Annotated in this window: 18 protein-coding genes and 1 pseudogene; 13 read left to right on the top strand and 6 right to left on the bottom strand. The window is 66.5% G+C overall.

Features of this window, described 5'->3' with window-relative positions; genetic code table 11:
- Positions 1 to 22: 22 nt before the first annotated feature.
- From flgK to WKW80_RS30270, 4 genes are all read left to right on the top strand, one after another.
- Complete coding sequence (gene flgK / locus WKW80_RS30285; protein WP_340367300.1) at positions 23 to 1,909, top strand: flagellar hook-associated protein FlgK; 1,887 nt, start codon at positions 23 to 25, stop codon at positions 1,907 to 1,909.
- Positions 1,910 to 1,925: 16 nt separating this feature from the next.
- On the top strand, positions 1,926 to 3,122 hold the full coding sequence (gene flgL / locus WKW80_RS30280; RefSeq protein ID WP_340367299.1) for a flagellar hook-associated protein FlgL: 1,197 nt from the start codon (positions 1,926 to 1,928) through the stop codon (positions 3,120 to 3,122).
- Positions 3,123 to 3,327: 205 nt separating this feature from the next.
- A complete protein-coding gene (locus WKW80_RS30275; protein WP_340367298.1) occupies positions 3,328 to 4,590 on the top strand; it encodes an HDOD domain-containing protein in 1,263 nt (420 codons plus the stop codon).
- 47 nt (positions 4,591 to 4,637) lie between these two features.
- A complete protein-coding gene (locus WKW80_RS30270; protein ID WP_340367297.1) occupies positions 4,638 to 5,888 on the top strand; it encodes an EAL and HDOD domain-containing protein in 1,251 nt (416 codons plus the stop codon).
- 66 nt (positions 5,889 to 5,954) lie between these two features.
- On the opposite strand, the gene WKW80_RS30265 is transcribed toward WKW80_RS30270, so the two are convergent.
- Entirely contained in the window at positions 5,955 to 6,869 is a 915-nt protein-coding gene (locus tag WKW80_RS30265; protein WP_340367296.1) for a LysR substrate-binding domain-containing protein, read from the bottom strand.
- Between the two features lie 96 nt (positions 6,870 to 6,965).
- Here WKW80_RS30265 and WKW80_RS30260 point away from each other — a divergent pair, with 96 nt between their 5' ends.
- The 5 genes from WKW80_RS30260 to WKW80_RS30240 all read left to right on the top strand — a co-directional run bounded on the left by WKW80_RS30260 (position 6,966) and on the right by WKW80_RS30240 (position 11,012).
- Complete coding sequence (locus tag WKW80_RS30260) at positions 6,966 to 7,298, top strand: DUF2917 domain-containing protein (protein ID WP_340367295.1); 333 nt, start codon at positions 6,966 to 6,968, stop codon at positions 7,296 to 7,298.
- Positions 7,299 to 7,395: 97 nt separating this feature from the next.
- A complete protein-coding gene (locus WKW80_RS30255) occupies positions 7,396 to 8,574 on the top strand; it encodes an acetyl-CoA C-acetyltransferase (protein ID WP_340367294.1) in 1,179 nt (392 codons plus the stop codon).
- Positions 8,575 to 8,577: 3 nt separating this feature from the next.
- Positions 8,578 to 9,372, top strand: coding sequence for an enoyl-CoA hydratase-related protein (locus WKW80_RS30250; protein WP_340367293.1), 795 nt, complete (start codon positions 8,578 to 8,580; stop codon positions 9,370 to 9,372).
- Positions 9,373 to 9,513: 141 nt separating this feature from the next.
- Positions 9,514 to 9,756 (top strand): cysteine-rich CWC family protein, encoded by a 243-nt coding sequence (locus WKW80_RS30245; protein WP_340367324.1) that lies wholly within the window; start codon positions 9,514 to 9,516, stop codon positions 9,754 to 9,756.
- On the top strand, positions 9,753 to 11,012 hold the full coding sequence (locus WKW80_RS30240; protein WP_340367292.1) for a 6-phosphofructokinase: 1,260 nt from the start codon (positions 9,753 to 9,755) through the stop codon (positions 11,010 to 11,012). Before WKW80_RS30245 ends, WKW80_RS30240 begins: the two co-directional genes overlap by 4 nt.
- Here the strand turns inward: WKW80_RS30240 and WKW80_RS30235 are convergent.
- On the bottom strand, positions 10,957 to 12,462 hold the full coding sequence (locus tag WKW80_RS30235; protein ID WP_340367291.1) for a zinc-binding metallopeptidase family protein: 1,506 nt from the start codon (positions 12,460 to 12,462) through the stop codon (positions 10,957 to 10,959). The genes WKW80_RS30240 and WKW80_RS30235 overlap by 56 nt on opposite strands.
- 136 nt (positions 12,463 to 12,598) lie before the next feature.
- Here WKW80_RS30235 and WKW80_RS30230 point away from each other — a divergent pair, with 136 nt between their 5' ends.
- The 3 genes and pseudogenes from WKW80_RS30230 to WKW80_RS30220 form a co-directional block, all read left to right on the top strand.
- Positions 12,599 to 14,098, top strand: coding sequence for a DHA2 family efflux MFS transporter permease subunit (locus WKW80_RS30230; RefSeq protein WP_422822991.1), 1,500 nt, complete (start codon positions 12,599 to 12,601; stop codon positions 14,096 to 14,098).
- An 8-nt stretch (positions 14,099 to 14,106) separates the two neighbouring features.
- Entirely contained in the window at positions 14,107 to 14,871 is a 765-nt protein-coding gene (locus WKW80_RS30225) for a class II glutamine amidotransferase (RefSeq protein WP_340367289.1), read from the top strand.
- A gap of 145 nt (positions 14,872 to 15,016) precedes the next feature.
- Positions 15,017 to 15,295 (top strand): annotated as a pseudogene (locus WKW80_RS30220) (PepSY domain-containing protein); the annotation flags it as partial.
- Positions 15,296 to 15,354: 59 nt separating this feature from the next.
- Here the strand turns inward: WKW80_RS30220 and gshB are convergent.
- Positions 15,355 to 16,299, bottom strand: a complete 945-nt coding sequence (gene gshB / locus WKW80_RS30215; protein ID WP_340367288.1) for a glutathione synthase — start codon at positions 16,297 to 16,299, stop codon at positions 15,355 to 15,357.
- Positions 16,296 to 17,516, bottom strand: coding sequence for a benzoate/H(+) symporter BenE family transporter (locus WKW80_RS30210; RefSeq protein WP_340367287.1), 1,221 nt, complete (start codon positions 17,514 to 17,516; stop codon positions 16,296 to 16,298). The genes gshB and WKW80_RS30210 overlap by 4 nt, the downstream gene beginning before the upstream one ends.
- A gap of 67 nt (positions 17,517 to 17,583) precedes the next feature.
- Between WKW80_RS30210 and WKW80_RS30205 the strand changes: the two genes are divergently transcribed.
- Positions 17,584 to 18,507 carry a polysaccharide deacetylase family protein gene (locus WKW80_RS30205; RefSeq protein ID WP_340367286.1) on the top strand — a complete coding sequence of 308 codons (924 nt, stop codon included), beginning with the start codon at positions 17,584 to 17,586 and terminating at the stop codon, positions 18,505 to 18,507.
- Here WKW80_RS30205 and WKW80_RS30200 read toward each other — a convergent pair whose 3' ends face one another.
- Together WKW80_RS30200 and gshA are read right to left on the bottom strand one after the other, a co-directional pair.
- Positions 18,508 to 20,376: a potassium transporter Kup gene (locus WKW80_RS30200; RefSeq protein ID WP_340367285.1), complete on the bottom strand. Its 1,869-nt coding sequence runs from the start codon at positions 20,374 to 20,376 to the stop codon at positions 18,508 to 18,510.
- Positions 20,377 to 20,562: 186 nt separating this feature from the next.
- Complete coding sequence (gene gshA, locus WKW80_RS30195; RefSeq protein WP_340367284.1) at positions 20,563 to 21,849, bottom strand: glutamate--cysteine ligase; 1,287 nt, start codon at positions 21,847 to 21,849, stop codon at positions 20,563 to 20,565.
- Positions 21,850 to 21,986 lie beyond the last annotated feature (137 nt).

The following is a 21,986-nucleotide window of genomic DNA, read 5'->3' as shown; positions in this document are numbered from 1 at the left end:
CCGTGCATTCACGGGAGGCCGGATGAGTTCGTTGCTCAACGTCGGCGCGCGCGCCTTGCTCGCCAACCAGATCGCGCTGCAAACCACCGGGAACAACATCGCCAACGCGAGCACGGCCGGCTATTCGCGCCAGTCGGTGGTCATGTCGCAGGTGCCGGGCCAGTACACCGGCAGCGGCTACATCGGAAAGGGCGTCGAGGTCTCGACCGTCGTGCGCGCGCACAGCGACTTCCTCACGACACAGGCGGCATCGGCGCAATCGGTATCGGCCATGGACAGCACCCGTGCCGACCAGCTTTCCTCGCTCGAGGACATCTTTACCGGCGGCACCACGGGCCTCGGCGCGTCGATCACCGACATGCTGAACTCGCTCTCCGACGTGGCCGGCACGCCGACCGACCTGACCGCGCGCAACGTTGTGCTCACGCGCGCCGACGAATTGGCCGCGCGTTTCAACGATGCGCAGACCCGGCTCGATGACCTGCAATCCGGCGTGACGTCGCAATTGAAGGATGCCGTCAAGAGCATCAATAGCCTGGCCTCGCGCATTGCCACGCTGAACCAGCAGATCGCGCGCTCCACCGGCAACGGCCAGAGCCCGAACGACTTGCTCGACCAGCGCGACCAGGCGCTGCGCGACCTCAATCAGCAGGTGCAGACCACCATCGTGGCGGCGGACGACGGCTCGCTCAGCGTGTTCATCGGCAGCCAGGCGCTGGTGCTCGGCAGCACGGCTGCGCCCGTCGCGCTGGGGACCGACGATACGGGCGCCACCAACCTCACCGTGACGCGCGGCACGCTGAGCACGCCCGTCGAAGGCGAGACGCTCGGCGGCGGCAAGGTCGCCGGCCTGCTGCGCTTCCAGAACAGCGACCTCGCCGATGCGCGCGACCTGCTCGGCCGCATGGCGGTGACGATCACCAGCACCGTCAACGCGCAGCACAGGCTCGGTGTGGACCTGGACGGCAAGCCGGGCGGCAACTTCTTCCAGCCGATCGCGATTCCCGATGCTCTGGCTGCCAGCGGCAACACGGGCAGCGCGGCCGTCGGCGCATCGGTCACCGATCCTTCCAGGCTGGCCGCATCGTCGTACCAGTTGCTGTTCGGCGCGGGCGGCAGCCTGCAGGTCACGCGCATGTCCGATGGACAGGTGACCAACTTCGCAGGTCCACTGCCGGTGCAGGTCGACGGTCTTGCCATCGCGGTCGGCACCGGCACGGCGATTGCGGGCGACAGCTTCACGCTCAAGCCCTACGCGGCCGCGGCTGGGCAGGTCGCGAGCGCGTTGACCTCGCCCCGCGCACTCGCCGCGGCCAGCCCGGTCGAGGCACGCGCGGGCACCGCCAACGGCGGCAACGTCACCGTGTCGTCGCTTGTGCCCAAGGCCGCAGATCCGAACCAGACCGCCACCGTCACGCTGACCTTCACCGCCGCAGGCACCTTCGACGTTGCGGGCGCCGGCACCGGCAATCCAGCCGGCGTCGCGTTCGCCGCGGGCCAGCCGATCAGCTTCAACGGCTGGAACCTCACGCTTCAGGGCACGCCGAAACCTGGCGACACGATCACGGTGCAGGCTACGACGCCGGCCTACAGCAACCTGAATTCTGGCAACGCCACCGCGCTGCTCAACCTGCGCGATGCGGCGGTGTTCGACGGTGCGCCGCTCTCCGACGGGTACGCCTCGCTGATGGCGCAAGTCGGCGTGCGCGCGCAGAGCGCACAGTACGCGGCCGGCATCTCGGACTCGATCGCGTCGAACCTCGAAACCAGCCGTACCAGCGTGTCGGGCGTGAACCTCGACGAAGAGGCGGCCAAGCTCCTGCAGTACCAGCAGGCGTACCAGGCCTCCGCCAAGATGATCCAGATCGCGCAGAACATCTTCGACTCGATGCTGCAAAGCATGAGCTGAGAAGGAAGGCAACAGCATGTCCATCACCCGGCTCGGCACGGCCAACACTTACGACAACGCGGTGCAGCGGCTCACCACGCGGCAATCGCAACTGGCCCGGCTGCAGGAGCAGCTCACCGCCGGCAAGAAGGTGCTGCGCCCGAGCGACGACCCGACGGGCGCCGCGCAAGCCGAACGCGCACAGACGCGCATGGCGCGCGTGGCAACCGACCAGCGCGCACTCGAAGTGCAGCGCAACGCAGTGGCCACGGCCGAGTCGACACTCGGCGACGCGGTCGGCGCCGTGCAGGATTTTCGTGCGCTCGCCGTGCAGGCCGGCAATACCGCGCTCACCGCCGCCGACCGCGCCAGCATCGCGCAGCAGATGACCACGTTGCGCGACCAGATCCTCGGCTACGCGAACGAGAAGGACAGCAACGGCCAGCCGCTGTTCGGCGGTCTCGGCAGCACGGCCGCACCCTTCGTCGACACCGGCGGTGGCGTCAGCTACAACGGCATCGCGGGCCAGGCATCGACCAGCGCGGTGGCCGTTCCGTCCACGCTCGACGGCCATGCGACATGGATGAACGTGCCCACCGGCAATGGCGTCTTCGGCATCGCGCAAGCGCCCGGCACGAGCACGGTCTATACCGACGCGGGCCAGGTCACCGATCCGGCCGCCATCACAGGCGACAGCTACAGCCTCACCTTCAATGTCAACGCCGGTGTCACGACCTACGACGTGGTCGACACGACGACAGGCCTGGCCGTGCAAAGTGCGCAGCCGTACGTCGACGGCCACGCGATCGCGTTCGACGGCATATCGCTCGTCGCCAAGGGCACGCCGGCCAACGGCGCGGCGCTGCAACTGAGCCCGAGCACCCAGACCAGCCTTTTCGGCGTGCTCGACAGCGCCATCGCCGGCGTGCGAAACGCCACCAGCAGCGGTGTGGTCGCACAGAACATCTCGCAGGCGCTGGTGCAGATCGATGCGGGACTGTCGCGCCTTCAGGCATCGCGCGGCACCGCGGGGGACTTGCTGAACCGCGTCGACGATATCTCGGGCCGGCAGTCGGACCGCAGCATCCAGCTCGAAGCCGATCGCTCGCGTGCGGAAGACCTCGATGTGGTCAAGGGCCTGTCGGACTTCCAGACACAACAGACCGCGTACTCCGCCGCGCTCGGCTCCTATGCGCAGATCCAGAAGCAATCGCTCTTCAACTTCATCTCTTGAAAGAAATGAAACACCCCCGAAGCGCCTTCGGCGCCTCCCCCTCGAGGGGGCGCATCCGGCGGCCCGGCAAAGCCGGTTCCGCGGATGCTCACGAACAGACTTCGCTGTGCTCGTCCTGGAATCTGACGGCGCCGGTTTCATGCGTCGCGGAAGACGCTCCAGCGTCGTAGCGCACTGACATACCCCCACGCTTAACTTTTCGAACATGGCCCAGTCCGTCCTCGGAAGCGTCTCTCTCGGCTATCGCCCCTTGTGGGGCCGTCATCGCGCGCTTGCGGGCGTTCAATTGTTCGTGCACGAAGACGGCGAAGGCGTCGACGGCCATCACCTGTTGCGCATGCTGTCGGAGTTGCGCTCGGCCGAGTCACCCGAGTTGCTGCTCTCGCTGCGCTCTCGCAACCTGCTGTCGGGGCTGCTCGAACATGCGGCATCGGGCGATCCGTTGATCGAAGTGCCGCTCGCCTGGCTGGACGACGCGCGCCTGCGCGCCGGCGTGCAGCATGCGCACAAGCGCGGCGCGCGGTTGGTGGCCCGTGGCGACACGACGCATTCGCCACCTGATGACGTGGCTCGCTGCTTCCATCGGCGCGTGACGACGCTGTCCGCAGCCGACGCAGCCAGCGCCTTGCGCGCCGCACTGCGCGCACGCGAGGCGGCCGCCGTGGGCCGTTTTTCCGCGCGCGTCGAAGGCAGCCCCGTGGCCGCCAACTCGATCGTCGACGGCGTCGCCAGCAAGGCACTGGCCGACCACGCACTCGACCAGCAAGGGGCCTGGGCGATCGCCGGCTGGCCCGCGGACGATGCGCTGCATCGCTACGCCGGCCAACCCGTTCCCCCGAGCCGCCGCGCGATCGTCCAGACCCTGACCGCGCTCGACAGCGAGCCCTCGTTCGAGCGCATCGAGCAACTGCTCGGCGAAGAACCGACGTTGGCCTATCGGCTGCTGGTGTACCTCAACTCCGCCGGCCTCGGCCTGCGCAGCGGCATCGCATCGCTGCGACATGGCTTCATGATGCTCGGCTACCGCTCGCTCGGAGCCTGGCTGGCCGAGCAACTCGGCCATGCCAGCGAGGACGTGGACCTGTATCCCGTCAACGCGACGATGGTGCTGCGCGGCCACCTGATGGAACACCTGATGGATGCCGGCGTCGAAGACGACCTGCGGCGCGAGGTCTACCTGTGCGGCCTCTTCGCGCAGCTCGACCAGATCCTCGACGAGCCGTTGCGTACCAGTCTTTCGCGCATCCCGTTGTCCGACCGGATCGTGTCGGCCGTCGTGAGCCGCAGCGGCCCCTATGCGCCGAGCCTGCAGGCCGCCCTCGCGCTCGAATCGGAAGACCCCGCATCCATTCGCAGCGTGCGCGACCTGTACGGCCTCACCGCCGAGGATGTCAACCGCGCATTGCTGCGCACGCTTTCTGTTGCAGGCGCGCACACAGGCGAGCATGCAATGGCCGGCGTTCGCTGAGAATCGCCCGCGTTGCAATTTCAATCTTCACCCGGAGTTAGTTCTCGATGTTCAATGATCCCGATCTTGCAAGTGATGCCGCAGGCACCGTGCCCCCAGCCGGCGTGAATACCGCTCTCTCGCGACAGGCGATCGTCGACGACCGGCGCGCCGTGTTCGGCTACGCGCTGTTCGAGCAACCGCGCGACCGCGCCAATGACTCGACCGTGGTGCTGGACGCCGTGTCCGACTCCGGCGCGAAGGCCATCGCCGGCGAGAAGATCGTGTTCCTGCATTGCGCCATCGAGAACCTCGACAGCGTGCACCTCGACCTGCTCGACCCGGACAAGGTGGTGCTCGAAGTGATCACGCGCGACGGCAGTACCGCGGAAGACATCGAGCGCGGCCTGGCCGGGCTCACGAAAATCCGCGAAAGCGGCTTCAGGCTCGCCTTCGGTCCGGCCGTGCTGGAGCCGGCCTACGCATCGTGGAAGCCGCTCGCCTCCTACGTCAAACTCGAGATGTCGGGCCTGGAGCGGGACCAGGCCGAGCGCTACGTCAAGGCGGCCCGCAGCACCACCCGCGCCGAGGTGGTGGCCGAGCAGGTCGACACGGTCGAGCAGTACGAAATGATGAGGCGCTTCGGCGTGAAACTGTTCCAGGGCCAGTGGTTCTCCCAGCCGGCTGTCATCAGCGACAAGTCGGTGCAGGCGTCGCAGGCGACCATCATCCAGCTCATCAATCTGGTGCGCCGCGAGGCCGACCTCGACGAAATCGAGGAGCTGATCAAGCGCGATCCGACGCTGTCGTTCAAGCTGCTGCGCATGATCAACTCCTGCGGCTTCGGCCTCAGCGTCGAGATCACGTCATTCCGCCACGCGGTGATGATCCTCGGGCTCAACAAGCTGTTCCGCTGGGCCACGCTGCTGATGACCGTCTCGCGCCCCGGCGGCGCCGCGCCGGCGGCGGGCACCACGGCCGTCGTGCGCGGCCGCTTGATGGAATTGCTCGCGGCCGAGTTGATGCCGCAGGAAGACTGCGACAACGCTTTTGTCGTCGGCGTGTTCTCGCTGCTCGACACGCTGCTCGGCATGCCGCTCGACCAGGCCCTGAGTTCGGTCACGCTGCCGCAACCCGTGCTCGACGCCTTGCTGCGCAACGAAGGCCAGCTTGCGCCGTTCCTCGCGCTGACCAAGGCTTGCGAGAGTGGCGACGACGTCGCCTTTGCAAAGGCCGCGGACGAGCTGCAACTGTCGAACCACCAGGTCAACTGGGCGCACTTGCAGGCGCTGATGTGGGCGGATCAGCTGGATCGGTGAGCGTTCGCGCGATCTGCGCAAAGGCCGGGAACAGCCGGTGCGACTCGTGCTCGGACGCAACGAGCATCAGGCGCGCACCACTTCCGCCTCCGCCCGCAGCCACCGCACGAAATCCTGCGCATCGCGATTGCCCGCCGCGCGCGTCGACGTGTCGATGAAGTAGCCGCGACGCGAGGCGGCCGTCTCGCCGAACGGTGCGACCAGGCGCCCGTCCTGCACCAACTCGCGCAGCAACGGCATGCGGCCGATCACCACGCCCTGCCCGGCGACGGCGGCAGCCACCGCGTCGGTGTAGTGCGAGAAGCGCAGCACGCTCTTCATGCGCAGGCCGGTCAGGCCCATGACCTGCAGCCATGGCTCCCAGTCCAGCGTCGGCGCTTCGTGGTGATTGGGCGCGTCGATGGTCAGCAGCGTTTGCCCGGCCAGGTCGGCCGGCGTTTGCAGCACCGACGCGATGGCAGGTGCGCACACCGGCATCACCGATTCCTCGAACAGCGCCGGCCCGTTGCCGCGCGCGATCGGCACGAAGCGCACCGCCAGGTCGAGGCGGCTGCGCTCCAGGTCTTGCATATCGAGCGTGGCCGACACGCGCACATCCACCTGCGGATGTGCCGCCGTGAAATGCGCCAGCCGCGGGATCAGCCACAGCGACGCAAACCCCGGCGTGCAGGTGATCGCCACCTCGCGGGCCGCCGGCGCAGAGCGAATGCGGGCGGTGGCGTCGCGCAGCCGCTCCAGGCTATCGACCACTGCGCGTTGCAGCACCGTGCCGGCCTCGGTGAGCGCCAGCGCTCGGTGCCGGCGTTCGAACAGCAGCACGCCAAGGCTGCCTTCGAGCTGCTGCACCTGCCGGCTGACGGCCGATTGCGTCAGCGAGACCTCCGCGGCGGCCTCGGTGAAGCTCAGCCTGCGCGCCGCGGCCTCGAAGCTGCGCAGCAGCTCCAGCGGCGGCAGTCCGTCGAGCCTATTGGGAGTTTTCACATTCTCTGCACGCATGCAACGAGTTCCTATTCATCGTGTGCAAATGGAAGGCATGCCCACTATATTCATTCTCACAACGAATGTGAAAGGCTCATCATGAACCACCACTCCTCATTCCTCAGCGCGTCGGTGTCCTCGGCGTTCCAGATGGGACTGCCGGCCCATGCGGTCTACAGCGTGGACGATGCGTCCGACGTGCGCATCACCTGCCGCAGCGGCTCGGTGTGGATCACGCTCGACGACGACCCGGTGGACGTGGTGCTGGCGCCCGGCGAACAATTCACGACGCCGCTGCATCGGCGTGCGCTGGTGTCGGCGCTGGAATCGTCCTGCATTGCGGTCGCGCCGGCGGCGGAGCGCAGCGTTGCGAGGCAGGCCGCGCCTCCGCGCGTCTCCGGCCTGCATCTACGGGATTTCCAGCCTGCGTGATTTCACTGTGTCACCCGTGCGACGCGGGTTGATACCGGGTTGACCCTGCCCTGCCGGCGCCCAAGATCGAGGGTTCCATTCCTGAAGGGCACAACAAATGGCAGAGGCATACATCGTCGCCACGGCCCGCACCGCGGGCGGCAAGCGCGGCGGCAAACTGGCGGGTTGGCACCCGGCCGACCTGGCGGCTCAAGTGATCGACGCGCTCGTTGCGCGCAGTGGCGCCGACCCGGCCGCGATCGAGGACGTCATCATGGGATGTGTCGGCCAGGTCGGCCAGCAGGCGAGCAACATCGCACGCAATGCGGTTCTCGCATCGCGCCTGCCCGAATCGGTGCCGGCCACTTCGGTCGACCGCCAGTGCGGCTCGTCGCAGCAGGCGCTTCACTTCGCGGCGCAGGCCGTGATGTCGGGCACCATGGACATGGCGATCGCAGCCGGCGTCGAAAGCATGACGCGCGTGCCCATGTTCACTCCCAACGTGCTGCCCGCCAAGGCCGGCCTCGGCGGCTACGTGAGCCCTGGGATGCAAGCGCGCTACCCCGGCATCGAGTTCAGCCAGTTCACCGGCGCCGAGATGATCGCGAAGAACTACGGCCTCCAGAAAGACGCCCTCGACCGCTATGCGTTCGAAAGCCACCAGCGCGCCATCGCGGCCAGCCGGGCCGGTGCGTTCAACGACGAGATCGTGCCCGTCGAGATCCGCACGGCCGACGGCGCCGGCACCGGCGAGATGCACACGGTGGATGAAGGCATCCGCTTCGATGCCACCCTCGAAGGCATCGCGAGCGTCAAGCTGATTGCCGAGGGCGGGCGCTGCAGCGCGGCCACGGCCAGCCAGATCTGCGACGGCGCCAGCGGCGTGCTGGTCGTCAACGAGCGCGGGCTGAAGGCGCTCGGCGTGAAGCCGCTCGCGCGTATCCATCACATGAGCGTGATGGGGCACGACCCGGTGATCATGCTGGAAGCGCCCCTGCCCGCCACCGAGCGCGCGCTAAAGAAGGCCGGCATGTCGATCGACGACATCGACCTCTTCGAAGTCAACGAAGCCTTTGCGCCCGTGCCGCTGGCCTGGCTGCAAGCGCTGAAGGCCGACCCGGCGAAGCTCAACGTGAACGGCGGCGCCATCGCCCTCGGCCATCCGCTCGGCGCATCGGGAACCAAGCTCATGACCACGCTGGTCAATGCCTTGGGCCAGCGCGGCAAGCGCTACGGCCTGCAGACCATGTGCGAAGGCGGCGGCATGGCCAACGTCACCATTGTGGAAAGACTCTGAGCAATGCCGTTGGTCCTGTATGAAGTCGAGAACGGCGTTGCAACCATCACGCTGAATCTTCCCTCCAAGCTCAACCCGATCGCCCGAGACCTGCAGGTCGAGTTGCGCGATACGCTGGCCCGTGCAAGCGAAGACAAGAGCGTCCGCGCAGTCGTGCTGACCGGCGCCGGCAAGGCGTTCTGTGTCGGTGCCGATCTGAGCGTGATCGGCACGCCTGAAGACGGCAAGACCATCGGCGACCAGACCGCCGAGTGGATGCAGTCGCTGAGCCACCCGATCATCAGCGGACTGCACAACTTTCCGGTGCCGGTGGTCTGTGCGGTGAACGGCCCTGCCGCCGGCGCCGGCGTGGGCCTGGCGCTGGCAGGCGACGTCGTGCTGGCGGCACGCAGCGCCTACTTCTACCTGTCGTTCCTGCCCAAGCTCGGCCTCGTGCCGGACCTCGGCTGCACCTGGCTCCTGCCGCGCCTCGTGGGCTCGGCGCGCGCAATGGGAATGGCCCTGCTCGACCAGCGCCTGAGCGCCGAGAAGGCCGCGCAATGGGGTCTGATCTGGGACTGCATCGACGACGACCTGCTGCTGCTCGAAGCGCAGAAGACAGCGCAACGCCTGGCAAACCTGCCCGCCCACGCCATCCTGGAAGCGCGCAAGGCCTTCGCCGCCAGCGAGCGGCACACGCTCGATGAGCAACTGCACTACGAAAGCGAACGCCAGCGCGAACTGCTGATGAAACCGACCTTGGCCGAAGGCGTGGAGGCGTTCCTTCAGAAGCGCCCGGCTGTGTTCCCGGGACGCTGAGCGATCCGATTCGAGCAGCCGGACGCAGGGGCTTGCCTGCGACGACTCGCTTCCAGGCCCTCGGGTTCAAGCGTCAAGGAATCCTTGACAGTTGCCGCCAGTTCATTTGGTCGTCGCCAACGCCTGTCGCAGAATGCAGCCATGACCGCCGCCGCAGTCCCGCCAGACCCCAGCCGCTGCCCCCTCTGTGGCGCAGCAAATGTCTGCGCGATGGAGATTGCGCACGAAACCGGCGTCGCCCAGCCGCCGTGCTGGTGCATGTCGGCCACATTCACCAAGGCCTTGCTGGCGCGCGTGCCTGCCGATGCGCGCGGCCTGGCCTGTATTTGTGCGAAATGCGCGGCGGTAGCCGCAGCGCTCGAAGAGACGACAAGGGCCTCATGACAAAAACCACCAACGCCTTCTACGCACAGTCCGGCGGCGTCACCGCCGTCATCAATGCCTCGGCCTGCGGGGTGATCGAGACCGCGCGCAAGCACGCCGACCGCATCGGCACCGTCTACGCCGGCCGCAACGGCATCCTTGGCGCACTGGCCGAAGAACTGATCGACACGGCGCAGGAGTCGGCCGAAACCATCGCCGCGTTGCGCAGCACGCCCTCCGGCGCCTTTGGCTCATGCCGCTACAAGCTCAAGTCGCTCGAGAAAAATCGCCGCGAATACGAGCGCCTCATCGAAGTCTTCAAGGCCCACGGCATTGGCTACTTCTTCTACAACGGCGGCGGCGATTCGGCCGACACCTGCTTCAAGGTGAGCCAGTTGTCACAGTCGCTGGGCTACCCCCTGCAGGCGATCCACGTGCCCAAGACCATCGACAACGACCTGCCGATCACCGACTGCTGTCCCGGCTTCGGCTCGGTCGCGAAGTACGTGGCGCTGTCGACGCTGGAAGCCTCGCTCGACGTGCGCTCGATGGCCGCAACCTCGACCAAGGTGTTCGTGATCGAAGTGATGGGCCGGCATGCGGGCTGGATCGCGGCGGCGGGCGGGCTGGTGGAGGCGCACGGCATTCCGGTCGTGATCCTGTTCCCCGAAATCGACTTCGACGAAGCGAAGTTCCTCGCGCGTGTCGATGCGATGGTCAAGCAGCACGGCTATTGCAGCGTGGTAGTGTCCGAGGGCTGCCATCACCCCGACGGCACTTTCCTTGCCGAGCAGGGCACGCGCGATGCGTTTGGTCATGCACAGTTGGGCGGCGCGGCGCCGGTGGTCGCGCAGATGATCAAGGGCGCGCTGGGCTACAAGTTCCACTGGGCCGTGGCCGACTACCTGCAGCGCGCGGCGCGACACGTGGCATCGGCCACCGACGTGCGCCAGGCCTACGAACTCGGCAGCCGCGCGGTCGAACTCGCGCTCGAGGGCCACAATTCGGTGATGCCGACCATCGATCGCATCAGCGACGTGCCCTACCAGTACCGCATCGGCAGTGCATCCCTGGACACGGTGGCCAACGTCGAGAAGATGATGCCGCGCGACTTCATCTCGGAAGACGGCTTCGGCATCACCGAAAAGTGCCGCCGCTACCTCGCGCCGCTGATCGAAGGCGAGGACTACCCGGCCTACCGCGATGGCCTGCCGGTGTACGTCACCCTGAAAAACCAGACGGTGGCGAAAAAGCTGCCCACCTTCGCCTTGGCCTGAACGCGTTCGCGGCGCCGCGCATGATGCGCTGCGCCTGGAACTGCTGCAGCATCGGCGACCAGCCGTGCTCCTGCTGTTGCGCCTGGCGTTGCTCCGGCGCTGGCGAGGCTTCGCGCGGGACCGGCGGCTCGACACGGCGCTGACGCTCGTGCGTGATGACCTGGTGCACGAACTGCAGCTTGCCAACCGCCGCACGCGGCAGCACGAACGGGTAGTAGTCGGGCTGGCCCATGCTGCGCGAGAGTTCGTTCAGCACATTGGTCAGGCGCACCCAGCCGTTGAGGAAGTCGAGGAACTTCATCGCGTCGGGATGCTCCGGCTGCCACAGGTCGGCAGCCTCGAAAAGGTCGCTCGCCAATTCGACCAGCGTCGCGTCGACACCGAAGCTCATCGCCGTATCGGCCGTGTCGGCCATGTGCAGGTAATGGGCCCAGGTCTCGGCCCAGTCTTCCCACGGATGCGAGCTGGCATAGCTGGTCACGAAGCGCAGGGCCCAGTCGGGCGGCGGGCCTTGCTCGTAGTGCTGGTGCAGCGCGCCGGCGTAGTCCAGTCGCTCGTCGCCGAACAGCGCGCGGAAGTCGTCGATCCACGGCGTGGGGTACACCAGCCGGTCCCAGTAGTAGTGGCCGATCTCGTGCCGAAAATGGCCGACCAGCGTGCGATACGGCTCGCGCATCTCGGCACGGATACGCTCGCGCACGGCGTCTTCCGCTTCCTCCGCGTTGAGCGTGATCACGCCCTCCTCATGCCCCGTCAGAACATGCGGGCCACCGGGCACGTTGCTGAGGAAGTCGAAGGCGAGGCCATGCACCGGATCCGCATGGCGCGTGACCACCGGCAACCCGAGCGCAAGCAGTTGCGACATGAGGCGGCGCTTGGCCTGCTCCAGCCTGCGCCAGAGTTCGCCGTTGGTCGGCACCGAAAGATCGGGAATGGTGCGCGTCGCGCTGCATGAGAGGCAATAGCCGGGCGCCAGGCCGAGGTTGTCTTCCCCGAGGTCGCCGTTGTCACCGTTGTGGCCGTTCCCGCGCACGGGCACCATCCAGTTGCAACCCGCCGCGGTGGTGAAGTTCGCGCAGCGGTGATATTGCTTGCCATTGCCGTCGCCGAACACCGTGTAGGTGTCGAGCGCAGGATCGTTCTCATCGCCGTTGCCGGCGTCTTGCGCGTCCAGCCCATCATTGCCCCCTTGCGGGTCTTGCTGGGCGGCGGGCACGGGCGCTCGCGCAACAGGCGCGAGCGGCACCACGCCCATGCTGTCAATGACAAAGCCCAGCGGCGTATGGCAGGCGAGGCATTCGCTGTTGCCCAGGAAGATCGGGCGGCCGCACTGGCACTGATAGGCGCGCGTGATCGTCGGCGCGCTGAGGTCCGCCGCCAGCGAGTGGAGGGGCGTCTCTTGCGGGTCCGGGGTCGGCTCTTGCTGGTCCGGCTCTGCGGGTGATTCCATGGTGTGCGTGTTGTTCTCTGGAATGGGTTGGTCGGGCAGCAAGTCATTGTGAGGGCGACCCGGCATGTCCCAACGGCTGCAAACACCGATATCCTTGTAGGACGGTTCGCCCGTCCCCTGCAGCCCCTCGCGCTCGATGACTCACCCTTCCTCTCCTGTTGCCGCCGACGGCGCCACCGCCCCGCCCCCGTCGATGAACTTGCTGCGCGAGCGCTATGGCGAGCGCTACCGCTGGCTGCTGTTGCTGTCGGTGATGGTCGGCACGATGGCCTCGATCATGTCCTCGACCATCGTCAACGTGGCGATTCCCGACATGAGCCGCCACTTCGCACTCGGCCAGGAGCGTGCGCAATGGGTGAGCTCGGGCTTCATGGTCGCGACGACGGTGTCGATGCTCACGACGCCCTGGCTGCTTTCGCGCTACGGCTACCGGCGCACCTACGTCGGCACCATGCTGCTGCTGATGGCGGGCGGGGTGCTCGGCGGGCTTTCCAATGTCTTTTCGCTGGTGCTGGTGGCGCGCGTGGCCGAAGGCCTCGCGGCCGGCGTGGTGCAGCCGATCCCGGCCATCATCATCCTGCGGGCGTTCGAGCCGCACGAGCAGGGCCGAGCGAGCGGTATCTTCGGCATGGGCGTGGTGCTGGCCCCGGCCATCGGACCCAGCATCGGCGGCGTGCTGGTCGACCTGTTCGGCTGGCGCTCGATCTTCTTCATGGTGGTGCCGTTCTGCCTGGCCTCGCTGTGGCTGGCCTTCAAGTTCGTGCCGACCACCGCGCCCGGCGGCGTGGCCGCGGCACGGCAAGGTGCGATCGACTGGCGCGGACTGCTGCTCGGCACGATCGGCACCCTGTGCCTGCTCAACGGACTGGTCGAACTGCGCGGCAATGCGCCGGGAGAGGCCGCGTTGCTGTTGGCCGGCGCCGTGGCTTCGCTCGCGGTCTTCGTGTGGTGGCAGAAGCGGATGATCGCCGCGGGCGGCGAGCCGCTGATGAACATGGCGCTGTTCGGCTACCGCCAGTTCGCGATGGGCAGCGTGGTGGCCTTCATCTACGGTACTGCGCTGTTCGGCTCGACCTACCTGCTGCCGGTGTACATGCAGGTCGCGCTGCACCTGTCGGCATCGCACGTGGGCACCATCATGTTGCCGGCGGGCATCGTGCTGGCCATCACGATCGCCGGTGTCGGGCGTCTCGCCGACCGCCAGCCGACCTGGGTGCTGGTCTCCATCGGGTTGGTGTTGCTGGCGATTTCGTTCGCGCTGATGGTGTGGATGCACCTGCGCAGCCCGATCTGGCCGCTGGTGGTCTTCGCGATCATCGGGCGCATCGGACTGGGCTTCATCCTGCCGTCGCTCAATCTCGGCTCGATGCGGCCACTGGCCAAGCCGTTGATTCCGCAAGGCGCCAGCACGATCAGTTTCGTGCGCATGCTGGGCGGTGCCAGCGGGGTCAGCTTGTGCGCAATCGTGCTCGAATGGCGCCTGGCCGCGCATGGCGATTCCCTTGCCAGCTCAATGACCAGCACCGCCCGGCTTGCCGCCTTCAACGAGGTGTTCGTGATGCTCTCCGGCCTTTGCGTCGTCGCGATTTGCGCCGCATGGCAACTGCGCGAGAAGCACGAGAAAAAACCGGTCTAATCAGTCCCATGTGCCAACTGCTAGGGATGAACTGCAACACGCCCACGGACGTGACCTTCAGCTTTGCCGGCTTCGCGCAGCGCGGCGGGCGCACCGACCACCATGCCGACGGCTGGGGCATTGCCTTCTTCGAAGATCGCGGCCTGCGCCATTTCGTCGACCACCAGCCGGCCTGCGAGTCGCCGGTCGCCGAGCTGATCCGCCGCTACCCGATCAAGAGCCAGCATGTCATCTCGCACATCCGCAAGGCGACGCAAGGCAAGGTCAACCTGCAGAACTGCCACCCCTTCGTGCGCGAGCTCTGGGGCCGCTATTGGGTGTTCGCCCACAACGGCGACCTCAAAGACTTCCGGCCACGCCTGCACGGCAACTTCCATCCGGTCGGCGATACCGACAGCGAGCATGCCTTCTGCTGGATCATGCAGGAGCTGGCCAAGTCGCATGCGGGCGTGCCGAGCATCCACGAGCTGACGCTCACGCTGCGCGAACTCGCGCCGCAGATCGCGAAGCACGGCACCTTCAATTTCATGCTGTCCAACGGCCAGGCACTGTGGGCGCACGCCTCGACCAATCTTTGCTACATCGAGCGCCGCCATCCGTTCAACCAGGCGCACCTGGCCGATGACGACATTTCGATCGACTTCGCGCGGCACACTACGCCGACCGACCGCGTCGCCGTGGTCGTGACCACGCCGCTGACCACCAACGAGACCTGGATGCCGTTCGCCACCGGCGAACTCAAGGTGTTCGTGGACGGCCAGTCGCGCGAGTGATACGCCCCCGAAGCGCCTGCGGCGCATCCTGGCGTAAGTGTGGAAAAAGTGCCTGGCCGTAGGCTTTGCATTCGTATTGGAACCGTTTTCATGCACGCCCGGTCGGTCCGTTCGGCGCGGCCTACTCGTCGTGCTGAGCCAGAACGTGCCCTGGAAAGGCACAGCCGCCGATGTGTTCGTGCAACTCCAGTTTCCGCTGCACTCGGGCCGCATCCTCGGCATGCCCGGACGCATCATGAAGTCGCTGATGGGCCTGATGGTGGCGATGCTGTCGGTGACCGGCATTGTGATCTGGGAGCGCAAGCGGCGGTCGCGCCGCTTGCAGGCATCGCGCGAGGCGGCTGCCCAGTGCAGCACCAAACCATGGCGAGTGGCAAGACGCCTGTCAGCGCGAGGTAGAGAAAGCAGAACGCCAGCAGCTTGAGCCGCTGCCGCCGCGGGAGGCTGCCCGCGACAACCGGGCGTGCTGCCGCGAAGGCTCGACTATTTCAGGCTTTGCTCCAGCGCGTCGATGAATCGCTTCGGCACGTCGTAGCCGGTCTGGTCCGAGATTTCTTGAAAGCAGGTCGGGCTGGTGACGTTGATCTCCGTCACGAAATCGCCGATGACGTCGAGGCCGATCAGCAGCAGGCCGCGCGGCGCGAGTTCGCGGCCCACGGCTTCGGCGATCTCGCGGTTCTTCGCGCTCAACGGCTGCGCCACTCCCTTGCCGCCGGCAGCAAGGTTGCCCCGCACCTCCGTGCCTTGCGGAATGCGCGCGAGCACGAAGGGCACCGGTTCACCCGCGATGATGAGGATGCGCTTGTCGCCCGCTGCGATCTCGGGCACGAAGCGCTGGACCATGATGGTCTCGGCGCCATCCTTGTTGAGCGTCTCGGTGATCGAGCCCAGGTTCAAGGCGTCCTCGCGCACGCGAAAGATGCCCATGCCGCCCATGCCATCGAGCGGCTTCAGGATGATGTCCTTGTGCTCGGCATGGAAGGCGCGCACTGCGGCCGGGTCGCGCGTGACGAGCGTGGGGCTGGTGAACTGCTGGAACTCCATTACCGCGAGTTTTTCGGGATGGTCGCGCAATGCGGCCGGCTTGTTGAACACCCTGGCGCCTTCACGTTCGGCCTGGCCGAGCAGGTGCGTGGCATAGATGAATTCGGCGTCGAAGGGCGGGTCCTTGCGCATGATGATCGCGTCGAAGGTGTGCAGCGGCGCGAAGCGCGCGGGCGTTTCGGTGAACCACTGGTCCTTGTGTCCTGTCAGCGTGATGTCGCGCACGGTGGCGGTGACGGGTTGGCCGGTTTGCCAGCCCAGATCGCGCGGCTCGCAGGCCGAGATGCCGTGCCCGCGCCGCTGCGCCTCGCGCATCATCGAGAAGGTGGTGTCCTTGTAGATCTTGAAATGTTCGAGCGGATCGGCAACGAAGAGGATGTTCATCGGGAAGCCTTTTCGGCGGACGAGGTAGTTGGTGAAGGCTCGGGCGCGGCGCGGCGCCGGCGCAGTTGCTGGATGCCGAGTGCGACCGCGCCGGCCACGACGCCCCAGAATGCCGAGCCGATGCCGGCCAGCGTGACCCCCGAGAGCGTGACCAGGAAGGTGATGAGCGCGGCCTCGCGGTGCGAATCGTCGCGCACCGCCGCGGCTAGTCCGCCGCCGATGGTGCCGAGCAACGCCAGGCCCGCGATGGCGGCGACGAGTTCCTTGGGGAACGCGGTGAGCAAGCCGGTGACGGCGGCGCCGAACAGGCCGATGACCACGTAGATCGCGCCACAACACACCGCCGCGCTATAGCGTCTGGCCGGATCGTCGTGCGCCTCGCGGCCCATGCAGATGGCGGCCGTGATCGCGCTGAGGTTCAACGCGAAGCCGCCGAAGGGCGCCAGCACCAGCGTGGCGACGCCGCTGAGGGTGATGAGCTTGCTGATCGGCATGTCGTAGCCGGCCGCGCGAATCGCGGCAACGCCGGGCAGGTTCTGCGAGGCCATCGTCACCACGAACAGCGGCAGCGCCAGGCTCACGGCCGCCTGCCATGTGAACACGGGCATCGTGAACACCGGCATGGCAAGCGAGAAGTGAACGGCCGACCAGGCCAGCTGGCCCCGCGCCTCCACGAACACGATGGCCACCAGCAGCGTGAGCGGTACCGCGTAGCGCGGCAGGAAGCGCTTGGCCAACAGGTAGGTGGCCAGCATCAGCAGCACCAGCGGCAACGCGGTCTGCGCGGCCAGGAAGGCTTGCAGCCCGAAGCGCGCCAGCACGCCCGCGAGCAGCGCCGAAGCAATCTCCATCGGAATCTTGTTCATCACGCGCTGGAACCAGCCGGTCGCGCCCGCAATGGTGATGAGCACCGCGCAGACGATGAACGCGCCGACCGCCTCGTTCATCGAATAGCCAGCACCGGCGACGGCGAGAACGGCCGCTCCCGGCGTGCTCCACGCGATCATCACCGGCATGCGCAACCAAAGCGAAGGCAGTGCCGACGCGAGGCCCATGCCAAGGCCCAGCGCCCACATCCATGAACTGATGATTTCAGGCGTGGCACCGAAGGCCAGCGCGGCCTGGAAGACAATGGCGACCGAACTCGTGAATCCCACGAGCACGGCGACGAAGCCCGCGGTGAAGGCCGACAGGCTGAGGTCCTTGAAAAAGCGCATCGGGCGATTGTGCCGGGAGACCGAATCCCGTCGCCGGCTCGGCACATGTCTTGCTCACTACTGGCGCATGACCGAACGCTGGCCCCGCCTGCTGCCCCATCACGGGCGCTTCGACTACTCGCCCATCACGCGCCGGCCCGATTGGCGCTGGCCCAATGGAGCGCGGCTGGCGGTGTACCTCGGCTTCAACCTCGAGCACTTCGCTTTCGGCGATGGACTGGGCGCGCGCATCGGGCCGACGTCGGCCAGGGAGCCGGATGTGCTGAACCATGGCTGGCGTGAATACGGCAACCGCGTCGGCGCGTGGCGCTGCCTGGAACTGTTCGACCAGCTTGCGCTGCCGACGGGCGCGTTGATCAACACCGCGCTGTACGACCATTGCCCCGAACTCGTCGCGGCCTGCGTCGCACGCGGCGACGAACTCATCGGCCATGGCCACAGCAACGCCGAGCGCCAGGCAGATTTCGATGAAGCCGGCGAGCGGGCCTTGCTGCAGCGCTGCAGCGCGCGTATCGCCAGCGAAAGCGGCGCTGCGCCCATCGGCTGGCTGTCGCCGTGGATATCGGAAAGCAATGTCACGCCCGACTTGCTCGCCGAAACCGGCTACCGCTACACCCTCAACTGGTGCCATGACGACCAGCCGACGCGCATGCGCACGCGCAGCGGCCGGTCGCTATGGGCCGTGCCCTATCCGCAGGAGCTCAACGACATCCCGATGATCGTCGCGCGCCAGATGGACGCGAAGGACTTCTGCGCGATGGTGCGCGACAACTTCGAGGAGATGCGCCAACAAGCCGTGCGCCAGCCGCTGGTGATGGGCCTGGCATTGCATCCCTACATCTTCGGCCAGCCGTACCGGCTGCGGCACCTGCGCCCGCTGCTCGAAGCGTTGGCCGCTGCGCGCGCCCACGGCGAGATCTGGTTCACGACACCGGGCCAGATCTGCCGGCACATGGATGCGCTCGCAGTCGAGCGGCCGGATGACTTCTGACTAGATTTCGATCTTCGACCCCAGCTCGACCACCGCGTTGTTCGGCAGCCCGAGGAAGTCCGCCGCGCCGCTGGCGTTGTGGTGCATTTGCGCAAACAGCTTCTCTCGCCAGGGCAGCATGCCACTGCCCAGGGTCGGGATGACGACGTCGCGCGAGAGGAAGTAGCTCGTCGTCATCGGCTCGAGCTGGCAGCCGCGCATGCGCGCGTTCTCGAGTGCGCGCGGCAGGTCGACGTCGTTCTTGAACCCGTAGTGCACCATGATCTGCCAGCAGTGGTGGCCGAGGGCCTCGATCTCGATGCGCTTGTCCATCGGCACCCATGGCACCTCGTGGTTGCGCACCGTCACGAACATGTTCTGGTCGTGCAGCACCTTGTTGTGCTTCAGGTTGTGCAGCAACGCGTTCGGCACCACGCCGGGTTCGCCCGTAAGGAACACGGCGGTGCCTTCGACGCGCATCGGCGGGTTCACGAACACCGAATCGAGGAAGCTCTGGAGGTCGATGGCGTCGGCGCGCTGCACCTCGCCCATGAGCCGGCGGCCTTCCTTCCAGGTGATCATCAGGGTGAACACGCAGCCGCCGATCAGCAGCGGGAACCAGCCACCTTCGAACAGCTTCAGAAGGTTCGACGCGAAGAACATGAAGTCGACCACGAAGAACGCGGCTGTCGAGGCGATGCACAGCGCCAGCGGCAACTTCCACGCAAAGCGGATCACGAAGAAAGTGAGCACCGTGGTGATGAGCATGTCGGTGGTCACGGCAATGCCATAGGCTGCGGCCAGGCTGCTCGACGAACGGAACATGACGACCGCCAGCACGATCGCCACGAACAGTCCCCAATTGACGAACGGGATGTAGATCTGCCCGGCCGTGCGCACGCTGGTGTGCTCGATGTTCAGACGGGGCAGATAGCCGAGCTGGATGACCTGCCGCGTGACGCTGAAGGCTCCGGTGATCAGGGCCTGCGAGGCAATCACTGTCGCAGCCGTGGCCAGGATCACCAGCGGTATCAAGGCCCAGTCGGGCGCCATCATGAAGAACGGGTTCTTCACCGCCTCGGAGTTCTCCAGCAGCAACGCGCCCTGGCCGAAGTAGTTGAGCGTGAGCGCCGGCATGACGACCGAGAACCACGCGATGCGGATCGGGCCCTTGCCGAAGTGGCCGAGGTCGGCGTAGAGCGCCTCGGCGCCCGTGACGCACAGCACCGTCGCGCCCAGGATGATGAAGCTGGTGACCGGGTTCTCCCACATGAACTTGAGCGCGTAGTACGGGCTCAGTGCCTTCAGGATTTCCGGGTGCGAGAGGATCTGGTGCACGCCCAGCACCGCGATAACGGCAAACCAGGTCATCGTGATCGGACCGAAGAAGCGGCCGATGCCGGCGGTACCGTTCTTCTGCACGAAGAACAGGCAGAACAACACCACCAGGGTGATCGGAATCACGTAGTGCGTGAATTGCGGTGACACCACTTCAAGGCCTTCGACCGCGGAGAGCACCGAGATGGCCGGCGTGATGACGCCATCGCCGTAGAACAGCGAGGTGCCGAAGATGCCGACCATCAGCAGGACCTGGCGCAGCCGGGGCTTGTCGTGCACCGCGCGCGAGGCCAGCGCGAGCATGGCAACCAGGCCGCCTTCGCCCTCGTTGTCGGCGCGCAGCACCAGCACCACGTACTTCAGCGAGACGATGACGGTCAGCGTCCAGAAGAACATCGACAGGATGCCGTAGACGTTCTCGATGGTGAAAGGAACGTGTCCATGTGCGAACACTTCCTTCATTGCATAGAGCACGCTCGTGCCGATGTCGCCGTAGACGACGCCGATGGCCGCGATGATCAGCGCAGCTGAAGAAGTTTTGGGGGCTGACACAAGGGTCGCTGGAGGGCGGGGTCGACGCGAGCACGCCGGGCACCGCGGGCCGCCCGTGCTGCCTCGCTCACCCTCCCCGCCCTCTTTTTGTCCAATTGCTGTGGGGTCGCTATTTTGACGCCGCAGCAAGCCGCCGCAAGAGGTGCTGTGGCCGGTTGGCGTCAGTCACCGGCCTGCCCGCCCGCATCACTCGTAGACTTCGGCGTCCGGATTGGTCGCCTCGAGTTCGTAGCTGGCCGCGACCATGGCCAGCCGGGCAACGACGCCGTACATGTAGAAGCGGTTCGGCGCGCTCGCGCCGGGCTTTGCACCCGGCTGAGGTAAGTGCGCACTCTCCGAAAAAGCCAATGGCACAAAGCTCACACCCGGCGAAGCCAGGCTTTCATCCGGACTGCGGCCAGCGTGCACGCGGTAGAAGCCGCCGACCACGTAGCGGTCCATCATGTAGACCACCGGCTCGGCCACGCCGTCATGCACGCGTTCGTTGGTCAGCACGCCTTCCTGCACGATCAGGGGCTCGAACTCCGCGGTCGGGCTCATCATGCTGCGCGTCTTGGGGTCGAGCGTGTCCAGGTCTTTCACGTCGCGCACCGTCAGCACGCCCACGCCGGCCGCGCCGTTGTCCGGCTTGACGATGACGAACGCCTTCTCGTTGATGCCGTATTCCTTGTACTTTCGGCGTACCTTGGTCAGTACCGTGTCGACATGGCTGGCCAGCACGTCCATGCCCTTCTTCGAGCCGAAATTGACGCCTTCGGCCCGCGCGTACATCGGGTTGACGAGCCATGGGTCGATGCCCAGCAGCTTCCCGAAGCGCTTGGACAGCTCCTCGTAGCTGTGGAAATGGTTGCTCATGCGCCGAGACGGCCAGGCGGCGTGCAGCGGCGGCAGCAGGTATTGCTCGTGCAGGTCTTCCAGGATGCCCGGGACGCCAGCCGACAAATCGTTGTTCAGCAGGATCGTGCACGGGTCGAAATTCTTGAGACCCAGGCGCCGCTTGCCGCGCACCACGGGCTCCAGGCACACCGATTCGCCATTGGGCAGCGCGATTTTCTTGGGCGACTTGATGGCCGGATCGATCGAGCCCACCCGCACGTTGAGGCCGGCCATCTGGAAGATATGCACCAGTTGGGCGACGTTCGACAGGTAGAAGGTGTTGCGCGAATGGTTTTCGGGGATGACCAGCAGGTTGCGCGCCTCGGGGCAGATCTTCTCGATGGCCGCCTGGGCGGCCTGCACCGCCAGCGGCAGCATCTCACGGGTCAGGTTGTTCCAGCCGCGCGGGAACATGTTGGTGTCCACCGGCGCTAGCTTGAAGCCGGCATTGCGCACGTCGACCGAGGTATAGAACGGCGGCGTGTGCTCCATCCATTCGAGCCGGAACCAGCGCTCGATGGCCGGCATGGAGTCGAGCACGCGCTGCTCGAGCTCGTTGATGGGGCCGGTCAGGGCGGTGACGAGGTGGGGGACCATGGAGAAGGTGACCTTCGGAAAACCGGACTGCGATTGTAGGGAATTGGGGCTGGCTGCCGGGTTTGCAATCGCACGTCCGAAGGCCAGTTCGCACTATTTCCGGAAGTCAGGAAAGTGGTGTGACGACCGGCCGTGCA

The organism is Variovorax humicola (assembly GCF_037889915.1).
In the GTDB taxonomy this organism is placed as follows: domain Bacteria; phylum Pseudomonadota; class Gammaproteobacteria; order Burkholderiales; family Burkholderiaceae_C; genus Variovorax; species Variovorax humicola.
Note: the sequence above shows the minus strand (reverse complement) of the source record. Positions and strands in the feature narration are given on the sequence as shown.